This is a genomic window from Pseudoalteromonas sp. H103 (genome assembly GCF_001469205.1).
In the GTDB taxonomy this organism is placed as follows: Bacteria; Pseudomonadota; Gammaproteobacteria; order Enterobacterales; family Alteromonadaceae; genus Pseudoalteromonas; species Pseudoalteromonas carrageenovora.
This window is the reverse complement of sequence record NZ_LOFG01000001.1, coordinates 203,183-229,295: the sequence shown is the minus strand read 5'-3', so window position 1 is coordinate 229,295 and position 26,113 is coordinate 203,183. Positions and strand designations below refer to the sequence as shown.

The 26,113-nt window shown below is 41.3% G+C and carries 19 protein-coding genes; 9 read left to right on the top strand and 10 right to left on the bottom strand.

The window, feature by feature from the left end; genetic code table 11:
• Positions 1–9: 9 nt before the first annotated feature.
• From ATS74_RS01090 to ATS74_RS01080, 3 genes are all read left to right on the top strand, one after another.
• A complete protein-coding gene (locus tag ATS74_RS01090) occupies positions 10–1,893 on the top strand; it encodes a propionyl-CoA synthetase (RefSeq protein ID WP_058547103.1) in 1,884 nt (627 codons plus the stop codon).
• 169 nt (positions 1,894–2,062) lie between these two features.
• Positions 2,063–3,145: a methyl-accepting chemotaxis protein gene (locus tag ATS74_RS01085; RefSeq protein WP_058547102.1), complete on the top strand. Its 1,083-nt coding sequence runs from the start codon at positions 2,063–2,065 to the stop codon at positions 3,143–3,145.
• 118 nt (positions 3,146–3,263) lie between these two features.
• Positions 3,264–4,121, top strand: a complete 858-nt coding sequence (locus ATS74_RS01080; RefSeq protein ID WP_058547101.1) for an MBL fold metallo-hydrolase — start codon at positions 3,264–3,266, stop codon at positions 4,119–4,121.
• Positions 4,122–4,473: 352 nt separating this feature from the next.
• Here the strand turns inward: ATS74_RS01080 and ATS74_RS01075 are convergent, their stop codons facing one another.
• From ATS74_RS01075 to ATS74_RS01040, 8 genes are all read right to left on the bottom strand, one after another.
• Positions 4,474–4,677 (bottom strand): hypothetical protein, encoded by a 204-nt coding sequence (locus ATS74_RS01075; protein WP_058547100.1) that lies wholly within the window; start codon positions 4,675–4,677, stop codon positions 4,474–4,476.
• 94 nt (positions 4,678–4,771) lie between these two features.
• Entirely contained in the window at positions 4,772–5,116 is a 345-nt protein-coding gene (locus ATS74_RS01070; protein WP_024033228.1) for a PDZ domain-containing protein, read from the bottom strand.
• Between the two features lie 77 nt (positions 5,117–5,193).
• Complete coding sequence (locus tag ATS74_RS01065) at positions 5,194–5,652, bottom strand: hypothetical protein (protein WP_058547099.1); 459 nt, start codon at positions 5,650–5,652, stop codon at positions 5,194–5,196.
• Between the two features lie 211 nt (positions 5,653–5,863).
• Positions 5,864–7,150, bottom strand: coding sequence for a sensor histidine kinase (locus ATS74_RS01060; RefSeq protein WP_058547098.1), 1,287 nt, complete (start codon positions 7,148–7,150; stop codon positions 5,864–5,866).
• Complete coding sequence (locus tag ATS74_RS01055; RefSeq protein ID WP_058547097.1) at positions 7,147–7,830, bottom strand: response regulator transcription factor; 684 nt, start codon at positions 7,828–7,830, stop codon at positions 7,147–7,149. The genes ATS74_RS01060 and ATS74_RS01055 overlap by 4 nt, the downstream gene beginning before the upstream one ends.
• Entirely contained in the window at positions 7,830–11,015 is a 3,186-nt protein-coding gene (locus tag ATS74_RS01050; RefSeq protein WP_058547096.1) for an efflux RND transporter permease subunit, read from the bottom strand. Before ATS74_RS01050 ends, ATS74_RS01055 begins: the two co-directional genes overlap by 1 nt.
• Positions 11,015–12,160: an efflux RND transporter periplasmic adaptor subunit gene (locus tag ATS74_RS01045; protein ID WP_058547095.1), complete on the bottom strand. Its 1,146-nt coding sequence runs from the start codon at positions 12,158–12,160 to the stop codon at positions 11,015–11,017. The genes ATS74_RS01050 and ATS74_RS01045 overlap by 1 nt, the downstream gene beginning before the upstream one ends.
• A complete protein-coding gene (locus ATS74_RS01040) occupies positions 12,157–13,518 on the bottom strand; it encodes a TolC family protein (protein WP_029772928.1) in 1,362 nt (453 codons plus the stop codon). The genes ATS74_RS01045 and ATS74_RS01040 overlap by 4 nt, the downstream gene beginning before the upstream one ends.
• 143 nt (positions 13,519–13,661) lie before the next feature.
• Here ATS74_RS01040 and ATS74_RS01035 point away from each other — a divergent pair, with 143 nt between their 5' ends.
• The 4 genes from ATS74_RS01035 to ATS74_RS01020 all read left to right on the top strand — a co-directional run bounded on the left by ATS74_RS01035 (position 13,662) and on the right by ATS74_RS01020 (position 21,046).
• Positions 13,662–14,354, top strand: a complete 693-nt coding sequence (locus ATS74_RS01035; protein ID WP_235591981.1) for a hypothetical protein — start codon at positions 13,662–13,664, stop codon at positions 14,352–14,354.
• A gap of 192 nt (positions 14,355–14,546) precedes the next feature.
• Entirely contained in the window at positions 14,547–17,291 is a 2,745-nt protein-coding gene (locus tag ATS74_RS01030; RefSeq protein WP_058547093.1) for an Ig-like domain-containing protein, read from the top strand.
• Positions 17,292–17,304: 13 nt separating this feature from the next.
• Entirely contained in the window at positions 17,305–19,983 is a 2,679-nt protein-coding gene (locus ATS74_RS01025; protein WP_058547092.1) for a TonB-dependent receptor plug domain-containing protein, read from the top strand.
• The gene (locus ATS74_RS01020) at positions 19,976–21,046 is read left to right on the top strand and encodes a cytochrome-c peroxidase (RefSeq protein WP_058547091.1); all 1,071 of its coding nucleotides are present in this window, start codon (positions 19,976–19,978) and stop codon (positions 21,044–21,046) included. Before ATS74_RS01025 ends, ATS74_RS01020 begins: the two co-directional genes overlap by 8 nt.
• 16 nt (positions 21,047–21,062) lie before the next feature.
• Here ATS74_RS01020 and ATS74_RS01015 read toward each other — a convergent pair whose 3' ends face one another.
• Positions 21,063–21,590, bottom strand: a complete 528-nt coding sequence (locus ATS74_RS01015; RefSeq protein ID WP_058547509.1) for an acyloxyacyl hydrolase — start codon at positions 21,588–21,590, stop codon at positions 21,063–21,065.
• A 167-nt stretch (positions 21,591–21,757) separates the two neighbouring features.
• Complete coding sequence (locus ATS74_RS01010) at positions 21,758–23,095, bottom strand: MATE family efflux transporter (RefSeq protein WP_058547090.1); 1,338 nt, start codon at positions 23,093–23,095, stop codon at positions 21,758–21,760.
• 172 nt (positions 23,096–23,267) lie between these two features.
• Here ATS74_RS01010 and ATS74_RS01005 point away from each other — a divergent pair, with 172 nt between their 5' ends.
• On the top strand, positions 23,268–24,164 hold the full coding sequence (locus ATS74_RS01005) for a LysR family transcriptional regulator (protein ID WP_058547089.1): 897 nt from the start codon (positions 23,268–23,270) through the stop codon (positions 24,162–24,164).
• Positions 24,165–24,463: 299 nt separating this feature from the next.
• Positions 24,464–25,759 carry a YHYH protein gene (locus ATS74_RS01000; protein ID WP_058547088.1) on the top strand — a complete coding sequence of 432 codons (1,296 nt, stop codon included), beginning with the start codon at positions 24,464–24,466 and terminating at the stop codon, positions 25,757–25,759.
• Positions 25,760–26,113: the final 354 nt, after the last annotated feature.

The following is a 26,113-nucleotide window of genomic DNA, read 5'->3' as shown; positions in this document are numbered from 1 at the left end:
GAGCCAATTATGTTAGGCCCATATAAACAGCATTATAATAATTTTAAGCAAAGCCCAGAGCAGTTTTGGCTCGAACAAGCAAAGCGCCTACCTTGGTACAAAAAACCCGAACACGCCTACACACAAGACAACGACGGCCTTTACCACTGGTTTGACGGTGGCCAATTAAATAGCAGCTTTTTAGCGCTCGACCAGCATGTAATTGCTGGCTTTGGTGAACAAACAGCTCTCATTTACGACTCCCCCGTAACCAATACCAAGCAAACGTATAGTTACTTACAACTACAACAGCAGGTAGCTAAATTTGCAGGTGTAATGCAATCGTTAGGCGTTACTAAAGGCGACCGAGTTGTTATTTACATGCCTATGATCCCCCAAGCTGTAATAGGCATGTTGGCCTGCGCCCGCTTAGGAGCAATTCATTCAGTGGTATTTGGTGGATTTGCAGCCCACGAATTAGCTGTACGCATTGATGATGCTAAACCAAAGCTAGTACTGAGCGCTTCATGTGGCGTAGAGGTAGATAGCATTATTGAATACAAACCACTGCTAGATAACGCTTTAGACCTTGCCACACACAAGGTAGATCATTGTGTTATTTATCAGCGCGAGCAAGCAATTGCGCCATTAACGCCTACACGCGATATTAATTGGGACAACGCAATGCAAAGCGCCAAAGAAGTTGCGCCTGTTGCCGTTAATGCAAGTGACCCACTTTATATTTTATATACCTCTGGCACCACAGGCACACCTAAAGGTGTTGTTCGCGAAAACGGCGGTCACGCAGTTGCTATGCACTACAGCATGGAAACCGTTTACGGCATGCAGCCCGGTGATGTGTTTTGGGCTGCTTCAGATATTGGCTGGGTAGTTGGACACTCATACATAGTGTATGCGCCGCTAATGTACCGGTGCACCACTATTTTATTTGAAGGCAAACCTGTACGCACTCCCGACGCCAATGCATTTTGGCGAGTGGTTGAAGAGTATAAGGTAAATGCATTATTTAGCGCGCCAACTGCATTTAGAGCTATAAAAAAAGAAGACCCTAACGCAGAGGGCTTTAAGCAATACAACACCAGTAGTTTAAAACGCTTATTTTTAGCGGGCGAGCGGCTAGACCCGCCAACTTACAACTGGCTAAAAGAAAAAACCAACCTACCAATACTCGATCACTGGTGGCAAACCGAAACCGGCTGGGCCATTGCTTGTAACCCTGTAGGCATAGAAGAATTAGTAACAAAACCAGGCAGCTCAACGGTGCCAACCCCTGGGTTTGATGTGCAAATACTAAATATGCATGGCGAGCAATGCGCGCCAAACGAGCAAGGTGCTGTAGTGATAAAACTGCCGTTGCCACCAGGTTGCATGCCAACCATTTGGCAAAATACACCACGTTTTAAAACAGGTTACCTAACGGAGTACCCGGGTTACTACCTTTCGGGCGATGGTGGCTACATAGATGGCGACGGCTACTTATTTATAATGGGCCGCACAGACGATGTTATAAATGTAGCAGGCCATAGGCTTTCAACTGGCGAAATGGAAGAAATAGTCGCGGCGCACCCAGCCGTTGCCGAATGCGCTGTGTTTGGTGTTACCGATAACCTAAAAGGGCAATTACCTATGGCGATGATTGTTCTTAAAAACGACTTTACCGGCTCCCCTACCGATGTAGAGCAAGAGCTTGTGCAAACAGTACGCAACCAAATAGGCGCTATAGCGTGCCTTAAAACGATAGTAAGCGTAGAGCGATTACCAAAAACTCGTTCAGGTAAAATATTACGCAAAAATTTACGCCAATTGGTCGATGGCGACGAACTACAAATACCTTCAACCATAGACGATGCCGGTATTTTTGAAGAAATAAACCAACAAATAACTCAACGCTAAACCCAAAAATAACATAGCTATTTGTATAAATAGCTATGTTAGTTAACTTTTGCCGCCAATTTATTTAATAAAATTATTTTTATAAAAATCAGATAACTATTAAAAATTCTAGTAAAGTACAAAATGTAACTATAATAAAAATATACCCATAATAATGTAGGATTTATTGATGTTTGTTTTAAGTAAAAAGTACCTAGAAACTAAAAACTATAACGAAGAGCTAGCAAAACAAATTGAAGAGTTAACTGCGCATAACGAACTACTATTACAAGAAAACAAACACTTAGAACAACAGCTAAGCTTTACACAAACCACAAATAACGAACAATTTACCGAAAACTTACTTTCAAGCTCTATAGATTGCATAAGCCAAATTGAAGGTGTTCGCCAAACGGTGCTTGAGTCTTACTCAACCATTGAGCAAGAGAGCCAAGTTAGCTATAAAATAAATGAGCTTTTAAATAACTCAAACGAATCATTAATGCATATAGCCAGCGAGATGGAACTTATGACCCATAAAATGGGTAGCATGAGTGAAAACATATCTGGCCTTTCAAGCCTTGCTGGTAGTATTAATACCTTTGTATCGACCATTTCTAAAATATCGGATCAAACAAATTTATTAGCACTTAATGCCGCCATTGAGGCTGCCCGAGCAGGTGAAGCTGGCCGAGGCTTTAGCGTGGTTGCCGACGAAGTACGCGTACTCGCTACTAACACAAATAAATCGGCTCAAGAGGTTGCCGACCTAGTAAAAGAAATTATCGATAAAACAGAAGTAACTGTAACTTCCGCCGACGATATACAACAAAATAACACACAACTTACTAGCAATTTTGCATCGCTGAATAGCGATTACGCATCAATCATTGATTTTTGCACCAGCATGAAAAACACCATTTCGCAGGCATCTATACGCTCATTTATTCAAACCGTTAAGTTAGATCATATTGTATGGAAAGGTGAAGTGTACGCCGTAGCCAATGGCAAAATTAATAAATCGATAGATGATTTTACCGATCACACCATGTGCCGCTTAGGTAAATGGTACAAGTCAGACGAATCAAATGAATACAAATCACTAAGCGCATTTAAACAAATAGACAAGCCCCACAGTGAAGTACACAAAAACGGCGTACAAGCGCTACAACTAATTAAGCAAGGCAAAAAAGCCGAAGCTGTTAAACACATACACTTAATGGAATCAGCCAGTGAACAAGTAATACATTTACTCGATCAGCTAGTTCGTTAAAAAAATAGCGGGCTAAATTACCTTTAGCCCGCTACCTTTTCTATAAAAGCTGAAATTTATTCCTTACTTGCACTTTCTTACTTAACTAACCTATAAAAAACGTTAAACAGGAATGTGCATGTCTCGCTTATTACAAACACTAATCGCTACCAGCCTATTACTTATTGGTTTTATGGCTCAAAGTTACGAAATTGAAGATTTAGGCGATGGCCTCCACCGCTTCATTGACGACAGACACCGCTCGGTATTTTTAATCACTCCACAAGGTGCAATAGTTACCGACCCACTTAATAAAAAAGCTGCTACTTGGTTAAAGGAGCAAATTAAAACTCGCTACAACGTACCGGTAAAATATGTTGTATACAGTCATAATCACAGCGACCATATTTACGGCGCAGAGGTATTTAAAAGCCCGAACACAACCTTTGTTGCGCACAAATTTACCGCGCAAGATATTAAAAACACAAAAATGAAAACTGTTATGCCTAATCTTACCTTTGATGACGAACTAATACTTACCCTTGGCGGCTCAACCTTAAAACTTAACTACCACGGTCCTAATGATGGACGAGGCTCGGTAAGTATGCTGTTCGAAAAGCAAAAAACACTATTTGTGGTCGACTGGATAGTTATTGGCAGAATGCCATGGCAAAAACTATGGAGCTACGATATTCAAGGTATGATTAATTCAACCCAAGCGGTTTTAAAATACGACTTTAATACCTTTGTGGGCGGCCATGCCGATATGGGTAATAAAGCCGATGTAGCACGTTACTTACGCTATATAGAGCAGCTTTACAGCCAAGTAACCGCAGGCGCACTTGCAGGGCAAAGCCTAGAGCAAATAAAACAAAACGTTAAGCTCGATGAGTTTTCAGATTTAAAGCAATACCAAGCATGGTTGCCACTTAATATTGAAGGCGTATACGAGCGCCTTATGGAAGAGTCGGGCATGGGCTGGCGCAGCGATTTATAAGCTTGCACTCAGCGCTGCAAGCTCAAAGTTCAAAACTCAATATTATAAATAAAATTGATATAAGCATTGGTATTAGCGTATTAAACGCAGTACCAATGTACTTATTAGTTATGACTTCAAAAGCCCTCTAAGCCACCTTTACAATACCCTTACGTTTGCTTACAGCACTATACAAAAAAAGGTTTATCTTAAGCTTATACAAAGCCAAAGAGGATAAATACCTATGAACTTATCTTTAAAAATTATCAGCGTAGCAGCAATAGCATTGATCATGAGTGGCTGCACTGTGTATCAACATGGTCCCAGTGCGTATAAACCACATAAAAAAGTCGTTAAAGTGGTTACTCCAGCCTTAGTAACTGAGCACAACTCTCCCAACATTATTATCGTAAAAGCCAAGCCGACAAGAGAGAGCTGCACTAAACACAATGATCATTGGCATTGCAGGGCTCGATAAAAATGCTTTTTTAGTAAATTTACTTAGGTAAAAGAAGTCAATTACGCTTTTTATTAATATAGAGTTGATTAATGTTGGCAGTGCTAACGTTGCCAACATTTACTGCGCCTAGTTCATTTACACAAACCCACGCATTGGGAATAACCCTGCTTTATAGGCTTGAGATATTTAGGTATTTTAAAATTGATTAGGCTTACCAAGCATTCATAGGAACCTCTAAAGGAACTTGGCTACCATCCTCATTTTCTAAAACTAACTGTAAGATATCTCCTGACTCCTTGCGCATTAATTTTTTTGCTTTACTGGCAGGGCAGCCCGGAATTTTACAGCCTTCTATAGAAATAATTTTTTGCCCTGCAACAATCCCTGCTTTTTCAGCGGGTGAATTAGGCTTTACGTTTTCAATAATAAATGACATTACTTTTGGGCTAAAAAAGCCATCCGCCCCAACGTTCCCTACAACTCCAAGTTTCACTTCTTCTGCTGCCAAGGCATTAAAAGAAATAATTGATATTAAAATAATTATAATTTTGAACATAAAAATAAACACTCCATGTTATCTAACACTAAATATGTTGGTATCGTTTTTTGTATTGTTTGCTAAATATATGACTATTAATCATTCTCTGGGTCGCCGCGTTTGTTATATCGCTCTTTGAATGACTCATAGTCTTCGCTTTCAAGTAATAAAACATTTTGTAAAGTATAACTAGCCGCACCATATGTAAAATCAGCTGAAACAGAAACACTTTCCCCTATTTCAAAATCAGAACGATTAAACCCGCTAATTTCAGACTTGTTTATAGCAGCACACAACGAAGCTAACTTCTTTCGACCACTATTAATACTTATGCATAACTCAGATATTGATTGGCCTTGCTGATCAACTTCGGGGTACATTAGTATTATCCTGCTATCGTCCAAATTTTCACTATTTCCATCAACTAGTCGATGAATGTGTAATTTTTTTGCTTCATCTGAGCTCAGTACATTTTCAGAAATAACAAGCGATGTGTTTTCAGCACTACATACCCAAAATGGGCAAAGTAATATAAAAACTAAAAGTATCTGCATACATTTCCTAAAATAAAACATTCAATAATCGCAACTAGTTTGTACTGGATTGCCCTGATTACTATAGAGCAATTTCCCATTCCCAGTTTCACACTCTACTATCGCATACTATTTAATCAAATATTTAATTTCACATAAAAAACCGCACTAACCCTTTATAAAAAAGCTTTAGCGCGGTTATCAATACTTTCAAGCCTAATTAACCAAATAACTAACTAAAATCGACCACCACTTCATAGCGCCCTGGCATGTCGTTTACATCGTAAACCCAGCCGTGGCGTTTTATTATTTTTTCGCTTAATTGCAGGCCTAGTCCGTACCCTATGCTGGCGTGTTTTGCTGAGGGCTCGCTCGCTTTAGGGGCATCGTCTTGCTTACTACAATTAACAATAGTCACTTTACTGCCTTGCTGCGTAATGTGTACTTGGCCAAATTGGGTATGTTGGTAGGCATTACGAATTAAATTAGTCAGTACAATTTGGCACGCAGTAGCATCGGTTGTAATAACGCTCTCTTGTTGGGTGTTTAAAACCACCTCAACGTGCTTCGCATTAAGCAAGTATTTAAGCTCGTTACTCAGGGTTGTTATTTTATCACTAAGGTTTACAGGTTCTGGACAACTTTGCTGATCTTCGTTGCGGCTTAGCCATAATAACGTATCGGTTAAATCGCTCATGGTTAAACCGGCGCGCCCTATACGCTCAAGTGTAAGCTGTTGTTTATAACTTAACGGGGCTTTTTCGCTCAGCCGATTGAGTAGCTCAACGTTACTGCGAATAACCGAAATTGGCGTACGCAGCTCGTGGCTAGCATAGCTTAAAAAGCGCTGCTCACGCTCTACGCTTTCATTCGCCGAAAGTAAGCTGCTGCGTATTAATGTGGCTAAAGTGTTTAGTTCGTTATATGTAAAATCGGGCGGTGTTTGCTGCAGATTAGTTTGGTTTAACGATTTAGCCCAGCCCCTTAACGTCTCCACTGGCTTGGCTATTTTTTTCATTACCATAAACAAAAAAAACGCAAATAACACAATGGCAGCAATGCCTGTAATAGCAATCCATAGCATGCGTTGTTCGGGCTCTATATTAGCGAGCAATTGTGGTTTGTCTTTTTCGAGCATAATACGCGATATATAACGCGGCTCGCCTTCGGGGCTTGGATAATACACCACAAAAAATAAATTTTGCGGCATAGAAAACATCGATGGCCTGTCTTTTGTTTTATGTAAAAGCCCCACCTCTGTTGGTTTTTTAAAACGCTGCTGAATTGACGCAGGCATGTCTTCCCAGCGGCTTGCTATATTAAAGCCCACCAGCTCTTTTGTTTCCCCTGGCTTTACTTCTGTGGTTTGCGAAAGCTTTAACATAACCCCGTTTAAGCCTTTATCTAGCCCATCAATAAAGTAATTTACACTTAAAAACGAAAAGCCAATGGCCATAGCAGAGCTAAGCACCACCATACTGGCAAAAAAGTAGAGCCTTAAACTAGGCCTTATTTTCATTGTGGTTGCCCTTCATTTGCTGTTATTGCAAAGCCCACACTAGGAATGGTCTCAAGTGTAACTTGGTGTGTGGTGGCTTCTAATTGCTTACGTAAATGATGCACATGCACTTTTAAACTGTTGCTGTCGGGCTGCTCTTCGCCCCATATAGCTTGCATAATTACACTGCGCGTAACAGGCTGCGGCGCATGGCGTACTAAGGTTTCTAGCAATTTAAATGCAATGGGCGATAACTTTAATGTTTGCCCCTCTACATCGGCACTGCGCTTTGCTAAATCTAAATTTAAATTAGCTAAGGTGAGGCGTTTTGCCTCACCACTTTTGCGCTTTGCCAGCACTTGTACCCGCGCTACTAGCTCTTTCATGGCAAAGGGTTTTACTAAATAGTCGTCGCTACCGGCGGCAAAGCCCTCTAGTTTGTTATCGAGGCTATCGCGTGCGGTCAACATTAATACCGGAATATCTTTACCTTGTTCACGCAATGTTTTGCACATTGTTAAGCCGTCCATTTTGGGCATGTTTACATCTAAAATAATCATTTGATAATCATTAACTTGCAGTAAATTTAAGCCCAAAACGCCGTTACTTGCATGGTCACACTCAATGTCTTCTATATCGAGGTAATCAACAATGGTTGTTGCCAGGTCTATGTCGTCTTCAACCAGTAGTACGTTTATCATTAAGAGGCAGCTCCTTGGGTGCGTTTACCACTTAAAAAGTCTAACACATTGGCAAGTAAGCGCTTAATGTCTATTTGAATCATTAATAATGCCGGAATAAGGATTAACGTAATAACCGTGGCAAACAAAATACCATAACCAAGTGATGCCGCAGCAGGGATTAAAAACTGTGCCTGCATTGAGGTTTCGCTTAATAACGGCACTAAGCCCGCATAGGTTGTAATTGAGGTAAGCATTACCGCGCGCAGGCGGCTTGTGCACGACTCTACAATGGCATCGTGCGTGCTCATGCCTTCATCTTTTACCAGCTCGTTAAAGCGCGATACCAATAATAGGCTGTCGTTTACAACCACCCCACTGAGCGCCAAAATACCATTTAAAGAAAGTATGCTGATGGTTAAGTCGTTCCACCAATGGCCTAAAATAGCACCCACAATACCAAACGGAATCGCCACCATAATCAATACTGGTTGAATGTACGATTTAAGCGGAATCGCCAGCAATACGTAAATAACTAATAACGCGGCTATAAACATAGTGGCCATTGAGCCTGTTGTTTCGTCTTGCTCTTCGGCTTCTCCGGCAAAGTGAATACTTAAGTTAGGAAATTGCGCGTTAAGCTCAGGTACTAAATCGCGGCTTAAGTTAGCAACTAATTCGTTAGATGCCACAATGTTTTTATCTACTTGTGCGCTTAAGTAAATTGCCCGTAAGCCATCAATGCGGGTTATTTCATCTTGCTGATATTCGCTGCTTATATTGGCTACGTTAACTAAAGGTACTACGGTGCCATCGGGTAACCTTATACGCGATTGCATAATATCGGCTGGTGTTTTACGGGCGTTTTCTGGGTAACGTACACGTACTTTTACTTCGTCTTTATCGCGCTGGTAACGCTGTACAATTGCTCCACCAAAAGCTTGTAAAACCTGCTCTGATAGGCTCGCCGTATCCATACCTAAAGCGCGCCCTTGTGCATTTAAGCTAAATTTAAGCTGTGGCTGACCTGGGTTTAAATTATCGTCTATGCCATTAACACCAGCGGTATTTTGTAAGCGCTCTTTAAACAGTGCGCCTGCGGCCATTACGGTTTCGTCATCCCAGGCTTTTAATTCTACTTTAAAGTTATCAACCATTTTACGTGTAGCCAATACTTGTAGTTTTTTGCTGCCCTCTGGCATACCGGCAAGGCGCTGCCATTCTTGTGCAAATTCGCTTGCTGTAAAGTCGCCCTCGTTTAATAGCTCAACACTTACCGTACCGCTAGTATCGCTACTGCTCACTAATTGTAAGCTCGTTATTTCGCTTTCTTGCGAGTCAAACTTATCCATTAAATTTTGCTGGGCTTGTAGTGCACTTTGCTCAAGCGCTAACAAGTTTTTATTAGTTTGCCCATACGCTGCATCGTTTTGCATAACAAGCTCAGCGGTTACGGTATCGCCGGCAATACTTGGGAAAAAACCTACTTTTACTGCGCCGGTCATAGGCATACCAACAACCAGAATAAAAAAGGCCACAAATGCAGCAACAATGGCGTACCTAAATCGTAACGAGTATTCAATAACGCGGCGGTACACTTTATCGCTAAACCAAGTTAGACCGCTGTCGGCGCCGTGCTGCACCTTTGACCACAAGCCACTAAGGCCCGACTTTAACTGGCGTTTAGTGCTTACGTGGGCTAAATGCGACGGTAAAATAAGTTTTGATTCAACAACCGAAAGCAGTAAACAAATCGTCACTACGGTCGCAAACTGTGAGTAAATTTTACCTAAATTGCCAGATACATTCGAAAGCGCAACAAACGCAGCTACCGTGGTTAATACGCCAAATATGGTGGGTACAGCCACCTTCATGGTGCCTAAAATTGTGTTATTAAGGGTGTCGCCGTGTTTTTTGCGAGTGGTGTAAATACTCTCCCCCACAACCACGGCATCGTCGACCACGATCCCCAGCGCCATAATAAAACCAAAGGTGGTCATTTCATTTATGGTCAGCGCGGTGTAGCTGTCGGTCATAAAGTACAGAGTGCCAAAAAATACAAATGGCAAGCCACCTGCAACCCATAGTGCAACGCGTACATTTAAAAATATCGCTAAAATAACAAACACCATAATAATACCGGTTACGGCATTTTTAGTAAGCAGCGATAGGCGCTCGGTGATCATGGTGCTTTTGTCGTGCCAGCTTTCAAGCTCTACATTTTGCGGTAATAAGCCGCGCTCGTGCCATGTATCAATTACGCTTTGTGCTTGCTCAACTATGGTGGTTATATCGCTATTTTCATCCATTAAAATTTCAATGCCTACGGCATTTTGTTGGTTATAACGACTTAGTGAGTTGGTATCTTCTGCGAAGGTGTCGGTAACGGTTGCTACATCACCTAATTTAATTTGTGTGCCTGATTGCGTTGTAAGTAACACAATATTGGCAAAGTCGCGCTGCCAGTAAGCTTGATCTGCCGCTTTTAGGCGCATTATTTTATTGCTATCGCGCAAGCTAGTAGAAAGCGGGCTCGATGATTCGTTGTTAATCACCTCGCTTACATCGCTAATTGTTAAACCGTAGGCTTGTAGTTTGCCTTCGTCGATTTCTACCGACATCATAGGGTCAAGCACGCCCGATTGCTCTACATCGCTAATGCCCGATTTAGCTAATAAATCGGCTTTTAGTTTTTCACCTAGGTTTTGCAACGTATGGCGGTCGGCATCACCAAACAATTGTAAGGTTAATGCGTGATCTTGCCTACGCGCTTTGTCGATAACCGGCTCTTCGGCATCTGCCGGAAAGTTATTTATGGCATCAACTTGGTTTTTAACATCGGTGAGTAGCTCATCAAGCGAGTAATCGGTTTTTTTCTCAATGCTTACATGACTGCCGCTGGCATCAGATGTAGAGGTAATACGCTTAATACCCGGTACGGTTTCAAGTGCCTCTTCTACTTTTAGGGCGATGCCTTCTTCTGCTTGTAAGGCATCGCCACTGTCGTAAACCACCGATACCGAAATAGTATCTGGCTCAAGGCTTGGAAACGCCTCTTTACGCAAAGTAGAAAGCGACATTATGCCCATAACTATTACGCTAATGAGTAATAAATTGGCGGCCACTGAGTTGTTAGCAAACCAGCTAATAATGCCGTGCAAAGGGTTAGTATTATTAGGTAATTGCGGTGCTTGATGCGGGCTCATTATGGCATCTCCTCAACAATTGGGTTTACTAACATATCGTTTAAGTAGCTTACGAGTGGGCGAGCCACCACACGTAAATTAGTGTGTCCTTCAATAGGAGAGATATAAACGTAATCGCCGCGCTCAAATAGTTTTTGCGCTTGAATGCTCATTAACGTGTTTTGCTCGTTTACGTACCAAATTAAGCCTTCTTGCGATACTGCTGAGGCGGGTAATTTAATTACGTTGTTAAGCGCTTTACCGGCAATTTGTACCGCTAAAAATGTACCTGGTAGCAATGGTGTTGCTTGCTCAAAAGGTTTGTCTAGCGCAACCACTACACTGCGCTGGCGAGAGCTATCGTCAAGATGCTGCTCAAAACGAGCAATGTAACCTTGCCACTGATTCTGTGTTGTTACATCATTTAAAATAACCTCGCCCGACTTATCGCTTGCCAGGTTTTGCCATTGGCTTAATGAAAGCGGTACGCTAATTTCTACTTTGTCGGTGCTATTTAATGTAGCCAGTGTATCGCCAATGCTTACGTAAGTGCCTAAATCTACATCGCGCGATAAAATAACAGCATCAAACGGCGCACTTATATGGGTGTTTTTTTCATCACGCTGCGCAGTTTGTAGTGCGTATTGGGCGTTATCAGCCGTTGCTTGGGCGGCTTCTAGCTGTAGCGTTCTAAATACTAAAGGTGAGCTTGGCGCTTGTGTTACGCCCGAGCGCTGCCATTCACGCTTTGCTTGGTTTCCTAAGTCTTGCTCTTCTTGTAGGGCAAGTTTGGCATCTGCCAATGTGGCTTTAGCGCTCGCGACTGCTTGTAAGTATTCGGTGTTATCTATTTGTGCAAGCACTTGGCCCTTTTTAACTACATTACCGGTAGCAAATTGCTCGCTCATATTGGTTATTTCGCCCTTAACTTGTGCTTTTAAGCTAAGTGCCCAGTGTGCTTTAGCCTCACCGTGGCCGCTAACATAGGCTTGATACGTACTTGGCACAGCATTTATAACCGATACATTGGGTGCCACAGATTTAGCTGGCTCTGGCTTTGGGCCATTTGCTTGCTGCGCCATTTTTTGGCCGTTATATGAAATAGCAAGCCCTATACAAACAATGGCAACAAGAGTTACAACAACAGGTACTGGCGAAATTTTCATGACGATACTCCAAGGCCCAAGGCAAGGCCTAAATCTATACGGTTAGTTAAAAGGGTGTAATTTATTTGGCTTAGCTGAGCTTGTAGGTCGTATACCTGCTGCTGCACGGTTAGTAAATCTAAAATATCAACCAAACCTTGCTGGTATTTGCTTTGGTAGTTGCTATAACTGCGCTTAGCACTGGCAAGTGCTTTACTAATTTGTAGCTGCTGCTGTGTTAATGATTGCTCTTGGCCTAGTGCGTTTTCTACTTCGTTTACGGCGCTAAGTAGCGTGTCTTGGTATTCCCAAAAGGCTTGTTCGGCATTTAATTTTGCAATATCAACTTGTGCACGAAGTGCCCCGCCTTGAAACAATGGCGCACTTAAACTGCCTAATAAGTTCCATACTGGGCTGGTTAATAATGCTTGGCTTGGTGTAGTTGCTAAATCGCTAAGCGATGCCGAAAGCGTAATGCTTGGCAGTAAATCTTTGTAAGCAACATCCACTAAATAACGTTTAGATTGAATATTGTAATAGGCACTTTGTAAATCGGGGCGACGCGCTAAATCTTGCTCTGGTAGCGCGCTTAGCGGCTCAATAACCTCAGGTAAAACAGAGGTAGTAGGTAAGTTTTCAAGTTTATCAACGCCCACTAATAATACTAAAGCACGTTTAGCTTGCGCTATTTGTTCTTGATAATCGGCAATAGTGGCTCGGGTGGAGGCGGTATTTGTACGCGCGGTATCAAGGGCTTCTAAATCACCTAAGCCGTATTGGTAACGCTCAACAATACTTTGCTCGTTATTTTCTAAAACCGTTAAACGCTGCTGCTCTATGTTAAGTAAATCTTGCTGCAAAATAATGTTTAAATACGTGCGCATCACGCTGGCTACTAAGGTGTCTTTAGCGCCTTGGTAAGTGGCCTGATTACTGGCTATGGTCATGTCTTGCGCGGCTACGTTATCAGCAATTTTTTGCCATACGTCGGCTTCCCAGCTAACCCCTAGCGATGAGCTGTACTGTGTGCCAGTTGTTTCGTTGCGCTGAGCGTCAAAATCGGCATCTACACTAAACCACTGGCTTGCTGCGGTAACATCGCGCTGCGCATAAGCAAGTTTTAGCGCCACATGCACTTGGTTAAATGAAGGGTTATTTGCAACGGCTTGGTTAATAAGCGAATCAAGCCCCGCTATATTCACTAAATCAGTGATATAACTTACCTCGGTTGCATCATCTTGTGTGTATTGCCAATTTGCATGCTGCTTTAGCGATTGCTCGGTGCTATTACCTGTATAGCTTGGCTGGCTACTACACGCAGCAAGCGTGCAGCTAAGTGCAAGCAACAAAACCGTTGAGCGCTTTTTAAAATAAACCATTTAACTGTGCCTAATTTACATCATTACACACAGTGTATTAGGGCAAGGGTTAAGGATGGGTTAACTTACTTTAGACAAATTAGTATTTGCCTCGTTTAGCCAAATTACGTAGCCTTTGGCAAAAATACTCACTTAAAACTCATATGCATAAATTAATTTTTACCCTTTTTTTAATACTCCCTACGTTATTGCAGGCTCAAGTAACCTTAAGTGATAAAACCATTATATACAGTGGCCAAATCAACAAACAAAATAACAATACGGCAGCTGAGCTTTTAAAAACTAACCCTACAATTAATACATTTACGATTACCAGCGGCGGCGGAAACATAGATTTAGGGATGGACTTAGCCGAATTAATTTTGGCGCATAAGCTAACAGTAAACATAAAGCAGTTTTGCTTTTCGTCGTGTGCTAATTATGTGTTGCTTGCTGGGCACCCTACTACAATTGAGCCCAATACGATTATCGGCTGGCATGGGGATGCTGCCTCAGCTAAATGGTTAGATAGTGATATTGATGCCATGGTAAAGCACTTAAAAGAGCCACAAAAAAGCCAAAAATGGCAGACATTACGCGCCCATTACGATGAGGTGATAAATAAAGCAAGCCTGCGCGAAAAAGCCTTTTACACAAAGTTAAATGTAAATCACGACCTACTCACTGTAGGGCTAAAACCCAGTTTACGCAGCGCCGCCATAAAGCAACATGCGCGTGGCTGGACGTATTCACCTAAGGTGCTTAACTATTTTGGAATTAGCAATATTAGCTATAATAATTGGCAACCTCGTTCAGTTAAAAATTTTCCGCTGCTTATTATTAGCGACTTAAACTAATAACCCCCCCTCTCTTTACTAATCTCATTTTTACTCATAATAAAGCCCTGTTAATAGCAGGGTTTTGTATTTTAGCTGTCTTATAAGTACTTTATGGATACTCACTATTAGTATGACAAACACTTCGCACTTTAAAATCTAATTGATATGTATTATCATTCGCAACATCATTAACTTTTTATATTAACAATAATGAACAAGCTAATTAAATTTACCCCAATATTATGCGCGCTTACGTTGGCAGGTTGTGGCGGTGGCTCTAGTAATACTGCTCCACAGTTTTCTCAGCCTAATTTAAGTTTTACTGTAAACGAAGACACCACTTTTTCAAGCCAAGTAAAAGCCACCGACGATGACGCCTTAAGCTACACGCTTGCCAATGCACCAGGTAACGGGACTATACAGATAGAAGCAAATGGTGGGTTTACGTATACGCCTAACGCCGATTTTTTTGGTAGCGATAGTGCTTCAATTTCAGCTAGCGATGGTTCTCTTAGTTCAAATGTAACGCTAAACTTTACGGTCGAAAATGTTAATGATATGCCGGTATTACAAACAACAAACGTATTTGTTACCTCATCATCAACAACAGAGGGGACTATTAATGTAGTTGATGCCGATGGAGATGAAATAACATTTACGCTGGTAACCTCCCCTGAAAATGGTGTAATTACAATAAACGAAAGCACGGGCGAGTTTATCTTTGAAGCGCAAACATTAAGTTCAGTTAATGAAGCATTCGTAATAAGCTATACGGATGGCGTAATTGATGAACCAATTACGGCCAGTATTACACTAAGCCCTTCTTATATTACAAATGAAGACAAACGTAATTTTTACTACAGCTCTAGTAAATCACACTTAAAACAAGCCGATATTGTAAACGAAAGCATTAACGATGAAATTTCACGTTATACCGTATACCAAGTTCAAGCAGCGGCGTATGCACGTGCTGGGTTTTTAGATACAGCCGAAGACTATTTATTACTCATTAACGAGCAAACAGCTCTTGCTGGAGGCCTAAGAGATGTAGGTGTTGCGTTAGATAGCATCAATGAAAAAGAGCAAGGTGCACAATATCGCTCACGCGCTTTAGCCGCTTACAACCAGTACTTAGCTGAAAAGGGCTTTGAAAATATAAACAGTAGTGATGCGTCTTGGTTACTTGGTTTATTAAATGATTATATGGATGTAGGGCAAACTGAAGAAGCAGAAACCCTACTAAATACCATTAACAGCTACGCAGAGATTGTACGTGAAGAAGAGTACACAAAAACGTATGGTTACTTTCAAACAGCGTTTAAAAATGCAGCCGAAGGTGCATTAGACGTATATGCAGCTGACCCAACTGATACCAATCAGCTTACAGCACAAACATTCGCTGCTGCACTGGTAAACATTTCGAGTAACACAGGTTACCAAATTCACAAAAGCGGTGAATTTAAAGGTAAAAAAACACAAAGACTAAAAGCGCTTTATACCGCATGGGCAGCAGAGATTTTATTTCGTGCAAACTCGCTTGAGTTAGCTCGAGAATACGTAAATCTAGCGCTGTCGTTTTATGGTATAACGGGCATAGATAGCAACTATGACTTTGCTGTTTCAGAATACACTGAAGCCAATTTAGGTACTTATACTTATCCACTACAAACTCTGGCCGGATTACTAGAAGGCCTGTACGATCTTGAGGAGAACCCTGCGTTTGCCTTACTTTCATCTGATTTTGATATCAGTGGTGCTAATCAAATTATGTATAGCTTCAGCGTAGCTAAAAGTATTATATCGGGCTCTTCAGTGGACGATGCAGCCGCTGAGGCCTTTACCTTTTTTACCGAGGAAGGTGATTATAATGAATTTTTTAGAAGTTTAGTCGAAACAGACAACAACGCAGGCACAGCGCAAATTTTATATCAGTACGGGTATACCGAACAAGCGAAAGACGTATTAACGTATGCGGGTGAGTTTATTTCATCTGACAAATACATAAGTGCAGAGTCATCTACTTCTTTCTTAGCTGGCTATAAAGGCTGTGGTTTACTAGTCACCATTAGTAGAGAAGTCGGCGCAGATACTGCTGCTGCCGCAAATCGCTGTTTAACCATGTTAAATAAACTAAATACAGGCACATTACGAACTTTAACCGACACTTCTGCAATTGTTGTTCACAGCAATGTAATGGTATCACTTGACCGCGCAGGCTTAACTGACGAAATCCCCGCAATAAACACGCAATTACTTAGTAAAATTAGTGTATTAGATGACATTGAAGACCGCTTTGAATACCGATTAGAAACATTAGGCTATTTAGTAAACGCAGGGTTTACCGACTTAGCCTTAACTACATTTAATAGTGCAATAGTTGAAGTAAACGAAAATTTAAGCACTTTAACAAGTAACCAACTACTTGAGGTACTCGAATCACTAAAAAATGAAACAATACTACTTAGCCCGTCTGCAACTGGCTTTTGGGAGCGTTACAGCATGCTTTCTAGCATGGGGGCTAATGCCGGCAGTATTACTGACTTTGCCAGCACTTACAGTAGTGTGAAAACACAAACCTCAGCACTTCTCGCTGATATTGAAACGCTTATTTTAGCGCAAGCCGATACTGTCATTATTGATGCCATGGAAGATTTAGTCGAAGCACATACCTTACTTGGCGAATACGAGCAAGCGACAGCGCTTGTCACTAACGAGGTAAATGGTGAAGCCGACCAACTTGACCTTTACACCACAATGGCTGAATTAATTGCAAGCAAAGATGACTTTAGAGATAACCGTGTTGCCAGTGTTGATACTGATAACGACGGGCTTCCAAACTTCTTCTTAGCAAATGTAACTGATGAAGATGTTACCGCTTCGGGTTTAACAGCCGATGAAGATGCTGACAACGATGGTATTGCTGATAGCGAAGACAGCACTCCAATTGGCAACTAAATAAGAGAAAACAATGCAGACACGTTATATTTATGCGTGTCTGTTTTTGCTTGCCCATAATTCATATGGTGCGACCGAGCAAAAACAGACTCCTCCCCCACCTGAAGATTGCAGCACACTCACTGATGAAAAAAAAAGTTTATGTGAAGCTATCGAACACATTGAAGTCAAAGGCCAATTTATAGGGATAGAAGTTCCTGAAGTTATTGGTCGTTCGTATTTAGACCGCAGTTTTATTGATGCAACAGCCAAAGGGAATGGCGACATAAATGAGCTAATTGCCCTTTTACCTGGCGTACAATTAAGCAATGAGGCATTCAGCATTGAAAGCTTAGCAGAGATAAGTGCGCCAGAAATATCCATCTCAGGTGCCCAACCTTGGCAAACAGGTTTTTCACTTGATGGTATGAACTACAATAATCGTATTGATCCCGCCAGTAGTAGCCGCTTAACATCATCAAGTAATGACGTGTCAGGCGGTGTGCAAAGCATGAATGTAAACTCTGATGTAGTTGAGTCAATCACTGTGTACGACCATAACATTCCGGCTGAATTTGGTGGCTTTTCTGGCGGTGTTGTTGATACCAAAACAAAAGAAACGTTTGGCAAAGATAGTTTTAGCTTTACTGTACGCGGGAATCACAGTGATTGGGCTGATTATCATTATATTCAAGCCGACGATCAAACTGAGCAAAGCAGTACAGATGAAGCTGAATTAGAGGCTCCAGTATACGAAAAAATAAGCTATTCATTGAGCGGTAAAAAGCAACTTAATAAACGTCACGGTGTAATGCTTAGTTTAAATTACCTTAACAGTGATATAAGTGACTTATCACTGGGGCAAACAAAAACCCAAAGCCGCCGTAACATTAACGCTATATTTAAATATGGTTATAAGAACGGCTGGGTTGATAATTTTACGATAAGTATGATCTATTCTCCCTACGAGGTGAATGGTTTTATTACTGATGCACTTGATAGTGACTATCAGTTAGAAGGTGGCGCATATGGTAGCGCAATACAATTAAAGCAAGATTTTAAATATGTAACATGGGCAAGTAATTTAAGCTTTAACATAAGTGATAGTAGCCGAGATGGCCCAGCGCATTTTTATAGTTGGCTGCAAACAAAAGGAAAAGACTGGGGACAATACGCTAACCAAGGTGATGCAGACGAACGCTTTTCACGCCAAGGTGGTTATGGCGCGTTAGATAACCGCCAATTCACTACCAATTGGAAAAATACATTTAATCTAGAAACTTTTAAATTTTTAGGATTAACCCACTCAGTTGTGGCTGGTGCAGAAATTAAATATCAGCAAATAGAACGTGAGCGTTTTCAAGATGGCTATAACTACAGTTCGCCTGTTATATGGTCTAGTGCTACTACACCCCTTAATTGCAGCGGTTATTCACTTGATTGTCAAGCACTCGAAACTCTCATCCCTATAGAAGAATTAGCTGAGCAATTAGGTGGGGAGATTGACTTTAACAACTCGGAACACGTCACCGCATACAGTAATAATATAACTACTACAGCGCAATTTTTTAATGGCCGAACTGTTAGCCCTGCTGAATACATAGATGTAAATTTAAACCGCAACGCACTCTACGTTACCGACCATATTAACTATGGCAAACTGGATGTGAATTTAGGTATGCGCTACAGCTATGATGACTTTTTACGAAACCATGATGTAGCACCGCGAATTTCATTAGGTTACGACGTATTTGATAATAAAAAAACCATTATTAGTGCCGGCCTTAACCGCTATTACGACTCTGCAATTATCAGTTATAAAATAAAAGAGCAACAGCAGTTTTCGTACCTGCAATACAGACCTATCGAAAGTGGATATTTACAAAACTGGTTAGATTCAAATTACACTGGTAGCTTTAAATATCGATTTAATGACGTGGATACCCCTTACGATGATGAACTTGCACTGGGTATCGCTCACGCATTTGAGACAATGGGTAATGTGTCTTTAAAATACATAAAACGTAAAAAACATCAGCAGTTCTCTCGCACTACTTCAGACGAAACAGATCTTGATGGGTACACTTATATTGATATTAGTAATGAAGGAACGGGAAGTTCAGAACGTATTTCACTAGCATGGAGCGCACAATTTGGTGCCCATTCAGTATGGGCAAATACATCGTATGCCGAGAACGAAATATCAAATGACAATTATAATGCAACCGTAGATAACACCCCACTTGATGAGCTCGTTTACTATGTTAATGCAAAAGATGAAGGATCACTGGTCACATTAAGTCAACTATCTCAGATACGAACTAATTTTGGAGCACCTATTACAGCAGCCTTAGGCTGGAACGTAGATTGGGTCGATTCATTTAGCACTGGATTAAATATCTCATATTCAGGAAGCTACGATACAGCTGTACGTACAGGAGGAAGCGAAAGTATTGATATAGAAGATGTCTGTGCTAGCTGCCCAGTTGTTTCCACTCTATTTGATGTATACCAGGAACAGACTATACGTGCCAGGACAATGCTAAACCTAAGTTTAAAATACAAACATAAACTGACCCGCAACCAAAGCTTAGAGTTACGCGCTGATATTTCTAATTTATTAAATGATAGAACGTATACAGTTGCAGAGGGCGCATCAGGTATTGAGCCTGGTCGAGTGTTTTGGTTAGAGCTGAGCTACAAGTATGATTAAAGTTATTTTTGTAGCCCTTGCTGTATTCTTATTTACGGCTGATTCGAAAGCTTTAAACAATAACGATTTACGCTCACATTATAGCAAAGGCCAAGCTCATTGGCCTGCTATTCAAACCAGTGACGGAAGAAGCGTTGAGCCCATGTCGCTTTTGACTGTAGCCTCGCCAAAACCTGAGCATGTTGCTTTAGGTGACAAGCTTTTTCATGATGTGCAGCTCTCGCGTAATAATACCGTTAGCTGCGCAACCTGCCATGATCGCGACAAAGGCTTTCATGATGGCCGTACAACTGCCATAGGCATTGACGAGCAAATAGGCACACGTAACACCCCTGCTATTTTTGGTATTGATCAGTGGCAAAGCTTTTTTTGGGATGGTCGTGCAAGCACGGCAGAGCAACAAGCGCTAATGCCCATAGCAAACCCAATTGAAATGGACTTAGACCCTGAGATAGCTTTAGCGCGGGTAAATAAAGATAAAAGCTACAGTGTATTTAATCAAAGTGCTTTTAATAGTAATACCCTCACTTCAGAGCAAATGGCAAAAGCCTTAGTTGCGTTTGAGCGCACATTAGCACCCCCAAATAGCCGCTATAAAATTTTTTTAACGCAGCTTAATAAAAATCCAATACAAGCAGTTAATAGCCTAAGTGATAGTGAGTTAAATGGCCTGCACCTATTTAGAACTAAAGCTAAATGCATGACTTGCCATAACGGCGCACTACTCAGCGACAACCAATTCCATGGCACAGGGCTGCATTATTACGGCCGCCGTTTTGAAGATAAAGGCCGCTACGATGCCACCCACAACTCTGAGCATATTGGCCAATTTAGAACCCCATCACTATTAGGGTTAATGCAAACATTTCCGTGGATGCATAACGGCTTATTTGAAGATTTATCAGGCATCGTAAGTATGTATAACCATGGCGGAGCTAGACCAAGACCACGAAAAAACCAACTAAACGACCCACACTTCCCTAAAACCACCGACCTGCTTATAAAGCTTAATTTAACCAAGCAAGAACAAACAGACCTAGTGGCATTTTTACGGATTTTATAAATAGTAAGCTACTCACCTAAAGTGCGCGTGAGTAGCTTAGCGATATAAAATCGAGGCCTGGGTTGGGCTTTTTAATACCAGCGTTTGAATAATGAAAATACTTAAGCGACACGCTGTGTTGCTCAGCCTCACCAAACTTCATGGCAATGCCTAGGCGGTCTTCAAACTGGTAATGGGTGCTTATGTTTTTTCCTGCAAATTTGGTGTCGTCTAATAAGCTTAAACCAATACCAAACTCGGCAAAAACGCGGTTCCCAGCAATACTGCCAATAGGATAAAAAATAACAGGCGAAAGCGATAAGCCTAAATTAGCGTCGTAGCGTTTTGGGTCATCGTATTCAAAAAAGTTGGCATTGGCTTCTAGGTAAATCTCTAGCTCTTCAAAGCCTTCTATTTGATAATCTAAGGCATATTGATAAGCCACCTTAACCCCTCGCACGTCTCCTTCACCTTGAATATAGCTCATCGAAAAGTAATCTTGTGCAGCCGTTGCAGCGCCTGCGTATAGCGTTATAGCTATTAAAAACAATTTATAAAGTTTCATGTTATTCACCTCAAGCAGCTCTATTTTTATTGCAATTACTTGACCTAAACACAGCAAATTTAACTGCTATAGATTAAGCAATGATTCAATGAGGTGCATACTAATTACATTTAACTATTTTGATAATTGCAATTTAAGTGGAATAACTTTCTTTAATATATTGATAATTAAACAGTGATTGAGCGCACGCTAACGTGTGTTGTTAACCGCTTATATTGCTGCTTAAAAAGCTGCCAACCCACAATACCCGACAAGGTATTACCGCATGCCATACCGATAAATAACCCTGTTAAACCGTAAAAATACGAGCCTAACCAAAGTAGTGGTAAGTAACACAAAAAGAGCCGCAATATGGAGATAAATAAGGCCGTGGTCGCAAACCCCAGCGCGTTACATACCGATACCGTGATCATACATACACCCAAAGCCGCGTAGCTCAGGGGCACAAATGCAAAGTAATCTGTTAGGTTAGCAACTATTTCACTATTATTGCTAAGCGCATTTGCAAGCGGGTTAGCCACACCTAGCATAATAACCGCTAATAAAATTTGTATGCCAATTACAAAACCGCAAGCAAGTTTTACTACGCTTAATATTTGACTAAGCTCGCCCCGCCCTTTTAAATTTCCAACAATGGGGGGCAGCGCCATGGTAAGCGCTAAAATTAAAATAATCGCAATATATTCAATACGGTTTGCAAGCCCCCAAGCTGCTACAACAAACCCACCATACGCGGCAATCAGTGCCGTTACTATCATGGCTGAAATAGGCGGAATAAACTGTGAAAGTAAAGCCGGTGCCATCATTTTTGCAATGGCTTTTATTGCCTGCTCGGTGCGGTTTTTTAAAACGTCAAAAGTTATAAGTTCTCGTTTAATAAGCGTGTAAAACACCACTACTAAGCCTATTGCAAAAGCAGCACAGCTTGCCCATGCAGCACCCGCTAACCCCATATCAAAGGTAAACATAAACAATGGGTCGAGCGCTATATTTAACACGCTGGTTAGCACCATAATTCGCCCAGGCAATAAGGTCTCGTTATGAGCACGGCAAATGCTGTAACCAAAATAAAGCAGCGATCCAAGCCAGCAGCTTATTAGCCAAGGTAGCCAGTAAAGCTCGGTTAAATTAAATAACGAAGGCGTTGCACCCAGCGCTAAAATTATAGGCTGCTGAAAAAGCCACAACGCCAAGCACAATAGCGTTACTATTACGGTGCCAATAAATACGATTAAACTACCTAAGTAGCGTGCGTAGTTAACTTTATTTTCCCCAAGTGCAGTAGAAATGGTCGCAGTTGCCGCAATACCTAAGCCTACTTGTACTCCAACAATTACCTGAAAAATAGCAATACTAAAGGCAACTACAGCGAGCGGCTCAGCGCCTAGCTTAGCAATAAAAATACTATCAACCAGCTGGCTTCCCATAATAGAAAACAAGCCAACCAACATAGGCCAAGTTTGCTTAAATAAATACTTTAAAAGTAATGATGTATTACGGCTCATAAGGCAGGCTCACTCTAAACTTAAAAATTTAAACGAGAAAAATACCGAAAAAAAAGGCGCTTATAGTAAGCGCCACAGGAAAAGTCACAATGAATAAGCTGCTAGTATATTTACACAACTAAGTATTGATAATATAGTTGTTTAAATAATCAGTTTATTGAAAAATTTGATAATGAACATTGCCCATTTAAATCTGTTTGTAAGAATAGCAACAACACACAATATTAGCTTAGCTGGCAAGGAGTTAGGTTTGTCGGCTGCGGTTTCTAGCGCACAAATGAATAAGCTTGAAGAAACCCTAGGCGTTAAACTTATGCACCGTACAACGCGTAAAGTGTCGTTAACTGAAGAAGGCCAAGCCTTTTTACCTCACGCCGAAGAAGTACTTGCTAATGTAGAAATGGCGCGTGCATCGGTAGGTATAGGCAGTGTTACCCCACAAGGTAAGCTACGTATTACTGCACCAGCCTCATTTGGGCGTATGCATATTATTCCTGCATTGGCTGGATTTATTGAGCAATACCCCGATCTCACTATTGATTTACGCTTAAGCGATAGCATTATTGATATGGTGGGCGGTGGCTTTGATATAGCAATACGCGACGCCGCCCTAAACGACTCAACCCTTATAGCCCGAAAGGTTGCCCGCGACAAACGCTTAATTTGCGCATCGCCTAAATACCTTGCTAAACACGGCACACCTAAAACACCACAAGATTTAAAAAATCATACCTGTGTTAATTTACATGGTTTAACTACGTGGTCGTTTATTACACCCGAGGGCACACAAAACATTAAAACCAATAACGTATTACAAGCTGATAACGGTGAAGCGGTGCGCGATGCGTGCGTGCAAGGCTTAGGTATTACGTTAATGTCGAGCTGGTGTGCCTATAAAAAACTACAAAGTGGTGAGCTGGTACAAATTTTACAAGACTACCCACTGGCATCCGACACCGCTATTTGGAGTGTTTACCCAAGTTCGCGTTTATTAGCGCCAAAAGTAAGGGCCTTTATAGACTACTTTAGCGGCTACTTTGGTGACGAACCCTACTGGGAAAAAATATAATTATTTAACTGTAAAATATAAAAGCACAAACCTAGGTTTGTGCTTTTTGCGCTTTAAATATATGGAGCTTTATTGGTAAACCTTGGGCAAGTAAAAACAGCAGTTGCTAACTTGTACTTTTATACTTCGTATTTAATCGTGTAAGTTTATTAAATAACTTAATAACAACTCCCAATAATGTTAATTAAAAGCTAGCCATACATCTCAAACATATCAATAACTCTTTTAAAACTTTCATTTTATTTGCACAATTTATTGCCATACTAAAACCTACGTATATAAATCATTTTGGGGTAAGTATGAGATCAATTAAACGAAGTCGTTTAAAAGCGCCTAGCGTTAACACTACAAAGACTAAACTCGCATTTTGCCTGCTTAGTGCCACGGTACTTTTAACTGCATGTGGCGAGCAGATAAAAAGCGAAAGTACACCTACCTCCCCAGAAGCTAAAAGCGCTAAAAACACGCTTATAAATACCGATGAATTTAATATTAAAGCCATGGTAAAGCTGCCACAAACTGTAGAGTGTACGCTTGAAAACGGCTTACAAACTCAGTGTGCTCAAGTGGTTTTAAAATATCAGCCCGACAACATTGAAGTCGGCCCTTTTTGCCCAGAAACACTCGACGACGTAGGCGGAATTTGGGATTGGGATGGCACCGATGCAGGGCTATATAGGTTAGATAAAGCATTTTTAACCATGCTTAACGAGCAAGGTTTTACCTTTTACGATGAAGACGGCAACGTGCATATTGTTGATAACGCGACCATTCGCCCAACAGTTGATCATGCATGTATTAATGTATCGGTAGATAAAAGCGTGGAAATTACCGCCCTTTTACCACTGCACCCTGTTATGTCTGAGCAATCAACACCGTTGGGCACTGTATCTAAAGTGGGTATAGCGCTTGCGGGTGTGCCTATTTTTTCGGATGCGCCAAGTGTGCAACATACTGGGCATTTACCCGCGCTTGATACGTGCGCAGGCCATATTGACCCGGGCGGTTGGTACCACTACCACGGCACCGCCAGTGATATAGACAGCGTATATAAACACGAACATGTAAACGCCAACTGTAATAATTTAGCGCAAAAGCCAAGCGCCCTATTTGGTTATGGCTTTGATGGCTACCCTATTTACGGAAGCCAAGAAATTGATGGTACATCCCCAACCGATCTTGATAGCTGTAATGGCCACACAGGCCCCGTGGGTGAAAGCGGCATAGTTACTTACCACTACCATGCAAGTAATACATTCCCTAACTTACCTAAGTGCTTAAAAGGCGTGGTTGCACAAAACAACTTTACGACCACAGCACAAGCGGGTGTAGGGGCCAAGCCACCTGAAGGCACTAAGATAACTCGCCATGAACCACCTGGTGGCGGCGGTCCAAAGGCGGGTGCTCCTAACGGCGGCATGTCGCCACCGGGGTTTGCTGAGGCTGCTAACAAACTAGGCGTTAGCGAAGAAGTGCTTATGCAAGCAATGCAAAAAGCCGGCGGCCCTAATGCCGATTTAACGGTTGTAGCAAAGGCACTTAACGTAACACCGGAGCAACTAAAAGCCGCCTTACCAGAAAAACCTAAACGCTAATTAACCTGAACTCTGGTTAGAGATTTACTAACATATTGAACCATAATGATATTTAAGTTTATTTTCTCTAGCCAGAGATTTTCAGTAAATTCAACGCTGTTAGCGCTGAAAATAGCTGCTCGAGATAGATTTATTATCCAATGATTCAGGCTAATTATAGATTACGGCAAGTGTTAAAAGCACTTGTCGTAACAATTAGTTACGCAACTTAAAGTGTTGTAAAAGTTCCTAAAATCGTCAAAAATGTGAGAAAGCGTTGGCTTGTGTCAAGAACAGTAAACGTTAGTAAAAAGCTGTAAACATACTCTCGTTAGCCGTTACATGTCAGTTACCATTCAGTTTAAAGCGCTAGTA

Excerpts from the sequence above, each read along its gene's own strand:
- ATS74_RS01090 (WP_058547103.1), top strand. The coding sequence starts at position 10 with ATGTTAGGCCCATATAAACAGCATTATAATAATTTTAAGCAAAGCCCA.
- ATS74_RS01085 (WP_058547102.1), top strand. The coding sequence starts at position 2,063 with ATGTTTGTTTTAAGTAAAAAGTACCTAGAAACTAAAAACTATAACGAA.
- ATS74_RS01080 (WP_058547101.1), top strand. The coding sequence starts at position 3,264 with ATGTCTCGCTTATTACAAACACTAATCGCTACCAGCCTATTACTTATT.
- ATS74_RS01075 (WP_058547100.1), bottom strand. The coding sequence starts at position 4,677 with ATGTTGGCAACGTTAGCACTGCCAACATTAATCAACTCTATATTAATA.
- ATS74_RS01070 (WP_024033228.1), bottom strand. The coding sequence starts at position 5,116 with ATGTTCAAAATTATAATTATTTTAATATCAATTATTTCTTTTAATGCC.
- ATS74_RS01065 (WP_058547099.1), bottom strand. The coding sequence starts at position 5,652 with ATGCAGATACTTTTAGTTTTTATATTACTTTGCCCATTTTGGGTATGT.
- ATS74_RS01060 (WP_058547098.1), bottom strand. The coding sequence starts at position 7,150 with ATGAAAATAAGGCCTAGTTTAAGGCTCTACTTTTTTGCCAGTATGGTG.
- ATS74_RS01055 (WP_058547097.1), bottom strand. The coding sequence starts at position 7,830 with ATGATAAACGTACTACTGGTTGAAGACGACATAGACCTGGCAACAACC.
- ATS74_RS01050 (WP_058547096.1), bottom strand. The coding sequence starts at position 11,015 with ATGAGCCCGCATCAAGCACCGCAATTACCTAATAATACTAACCCTTTG.
- ATS74_RS01045 (WP_058547095.1), bottom strand. The coding sequence starts at position 12,160 with ATGAAAATTTCGCCAGTACCTGTTGTTGTAACTCTTGTTGCCATTGTT.
- ATS74_RS01040 (WP_029772928.1), bottom strand. The coding sequence starts at position 13,518 with ATGGTTTATTTTAAAAAGCGCTCAACGGTTTTGTTGCTTGCACTTAGC.
- ATS74_RS01035 (WP_235591981.1), top strand. The coding sequence starts at position 13,662 with ATGCATAAATTAATTTTTACCCTTTTTTTAATACTCCCTACGTTATTG.
- ATS74_RS01030 (WP_058547093.1), top strand. The coding sequence starts at position 14,547 with ATGAACAAGCTAATTAAATTTACCCCAATATTATGCGCGCTTACGTTG.
- ATS74_RS01025 (WP_058547092.1), top strand. The coding sequence starts at position 17,305 with ATGCAGACACGTTATATTTATGCGTGTCTGTTTTTGCTTGCCCATAAT.
- ATS74_RS01020 (WP_058547091.1), top strand. The coding sequence starts at position 19,976 with ATGATTAAAGTTATTTTTGTAGCCCTTGCTGTATTCTTATTTACGGCT.
- ATS74_RS01015 (WP_058547509.1), bottom strand. The coding sequence starts at position 21,590 with ATGAAACTTTATAAATTGTTTTTAATAGCTATAACGCTATACGCAGGC.
- ATS74_RS01010 (WP_058547090.1), bottom strand. The coding sequence starts at position 23,095 with ATGAGCCGTAATACATCATTACTTTTAAAGTATTTATTTAAGCAAACT.
- ATS74_RS01005 (WP_058547089.1), top strand. The coding sequence starts at position 23,268 with ATGAACATTGCCCATTTAAATCTGTTTGTAAGAATAGCAACAACACAC.
- ATS74_RS01000 (WP_058547088.1), top strand. The coding sequence starts at position 24,464 with ATGAGATCAATTAAACGAAGTCGTTTAAAAGCGCCTAGCGTTAACACT.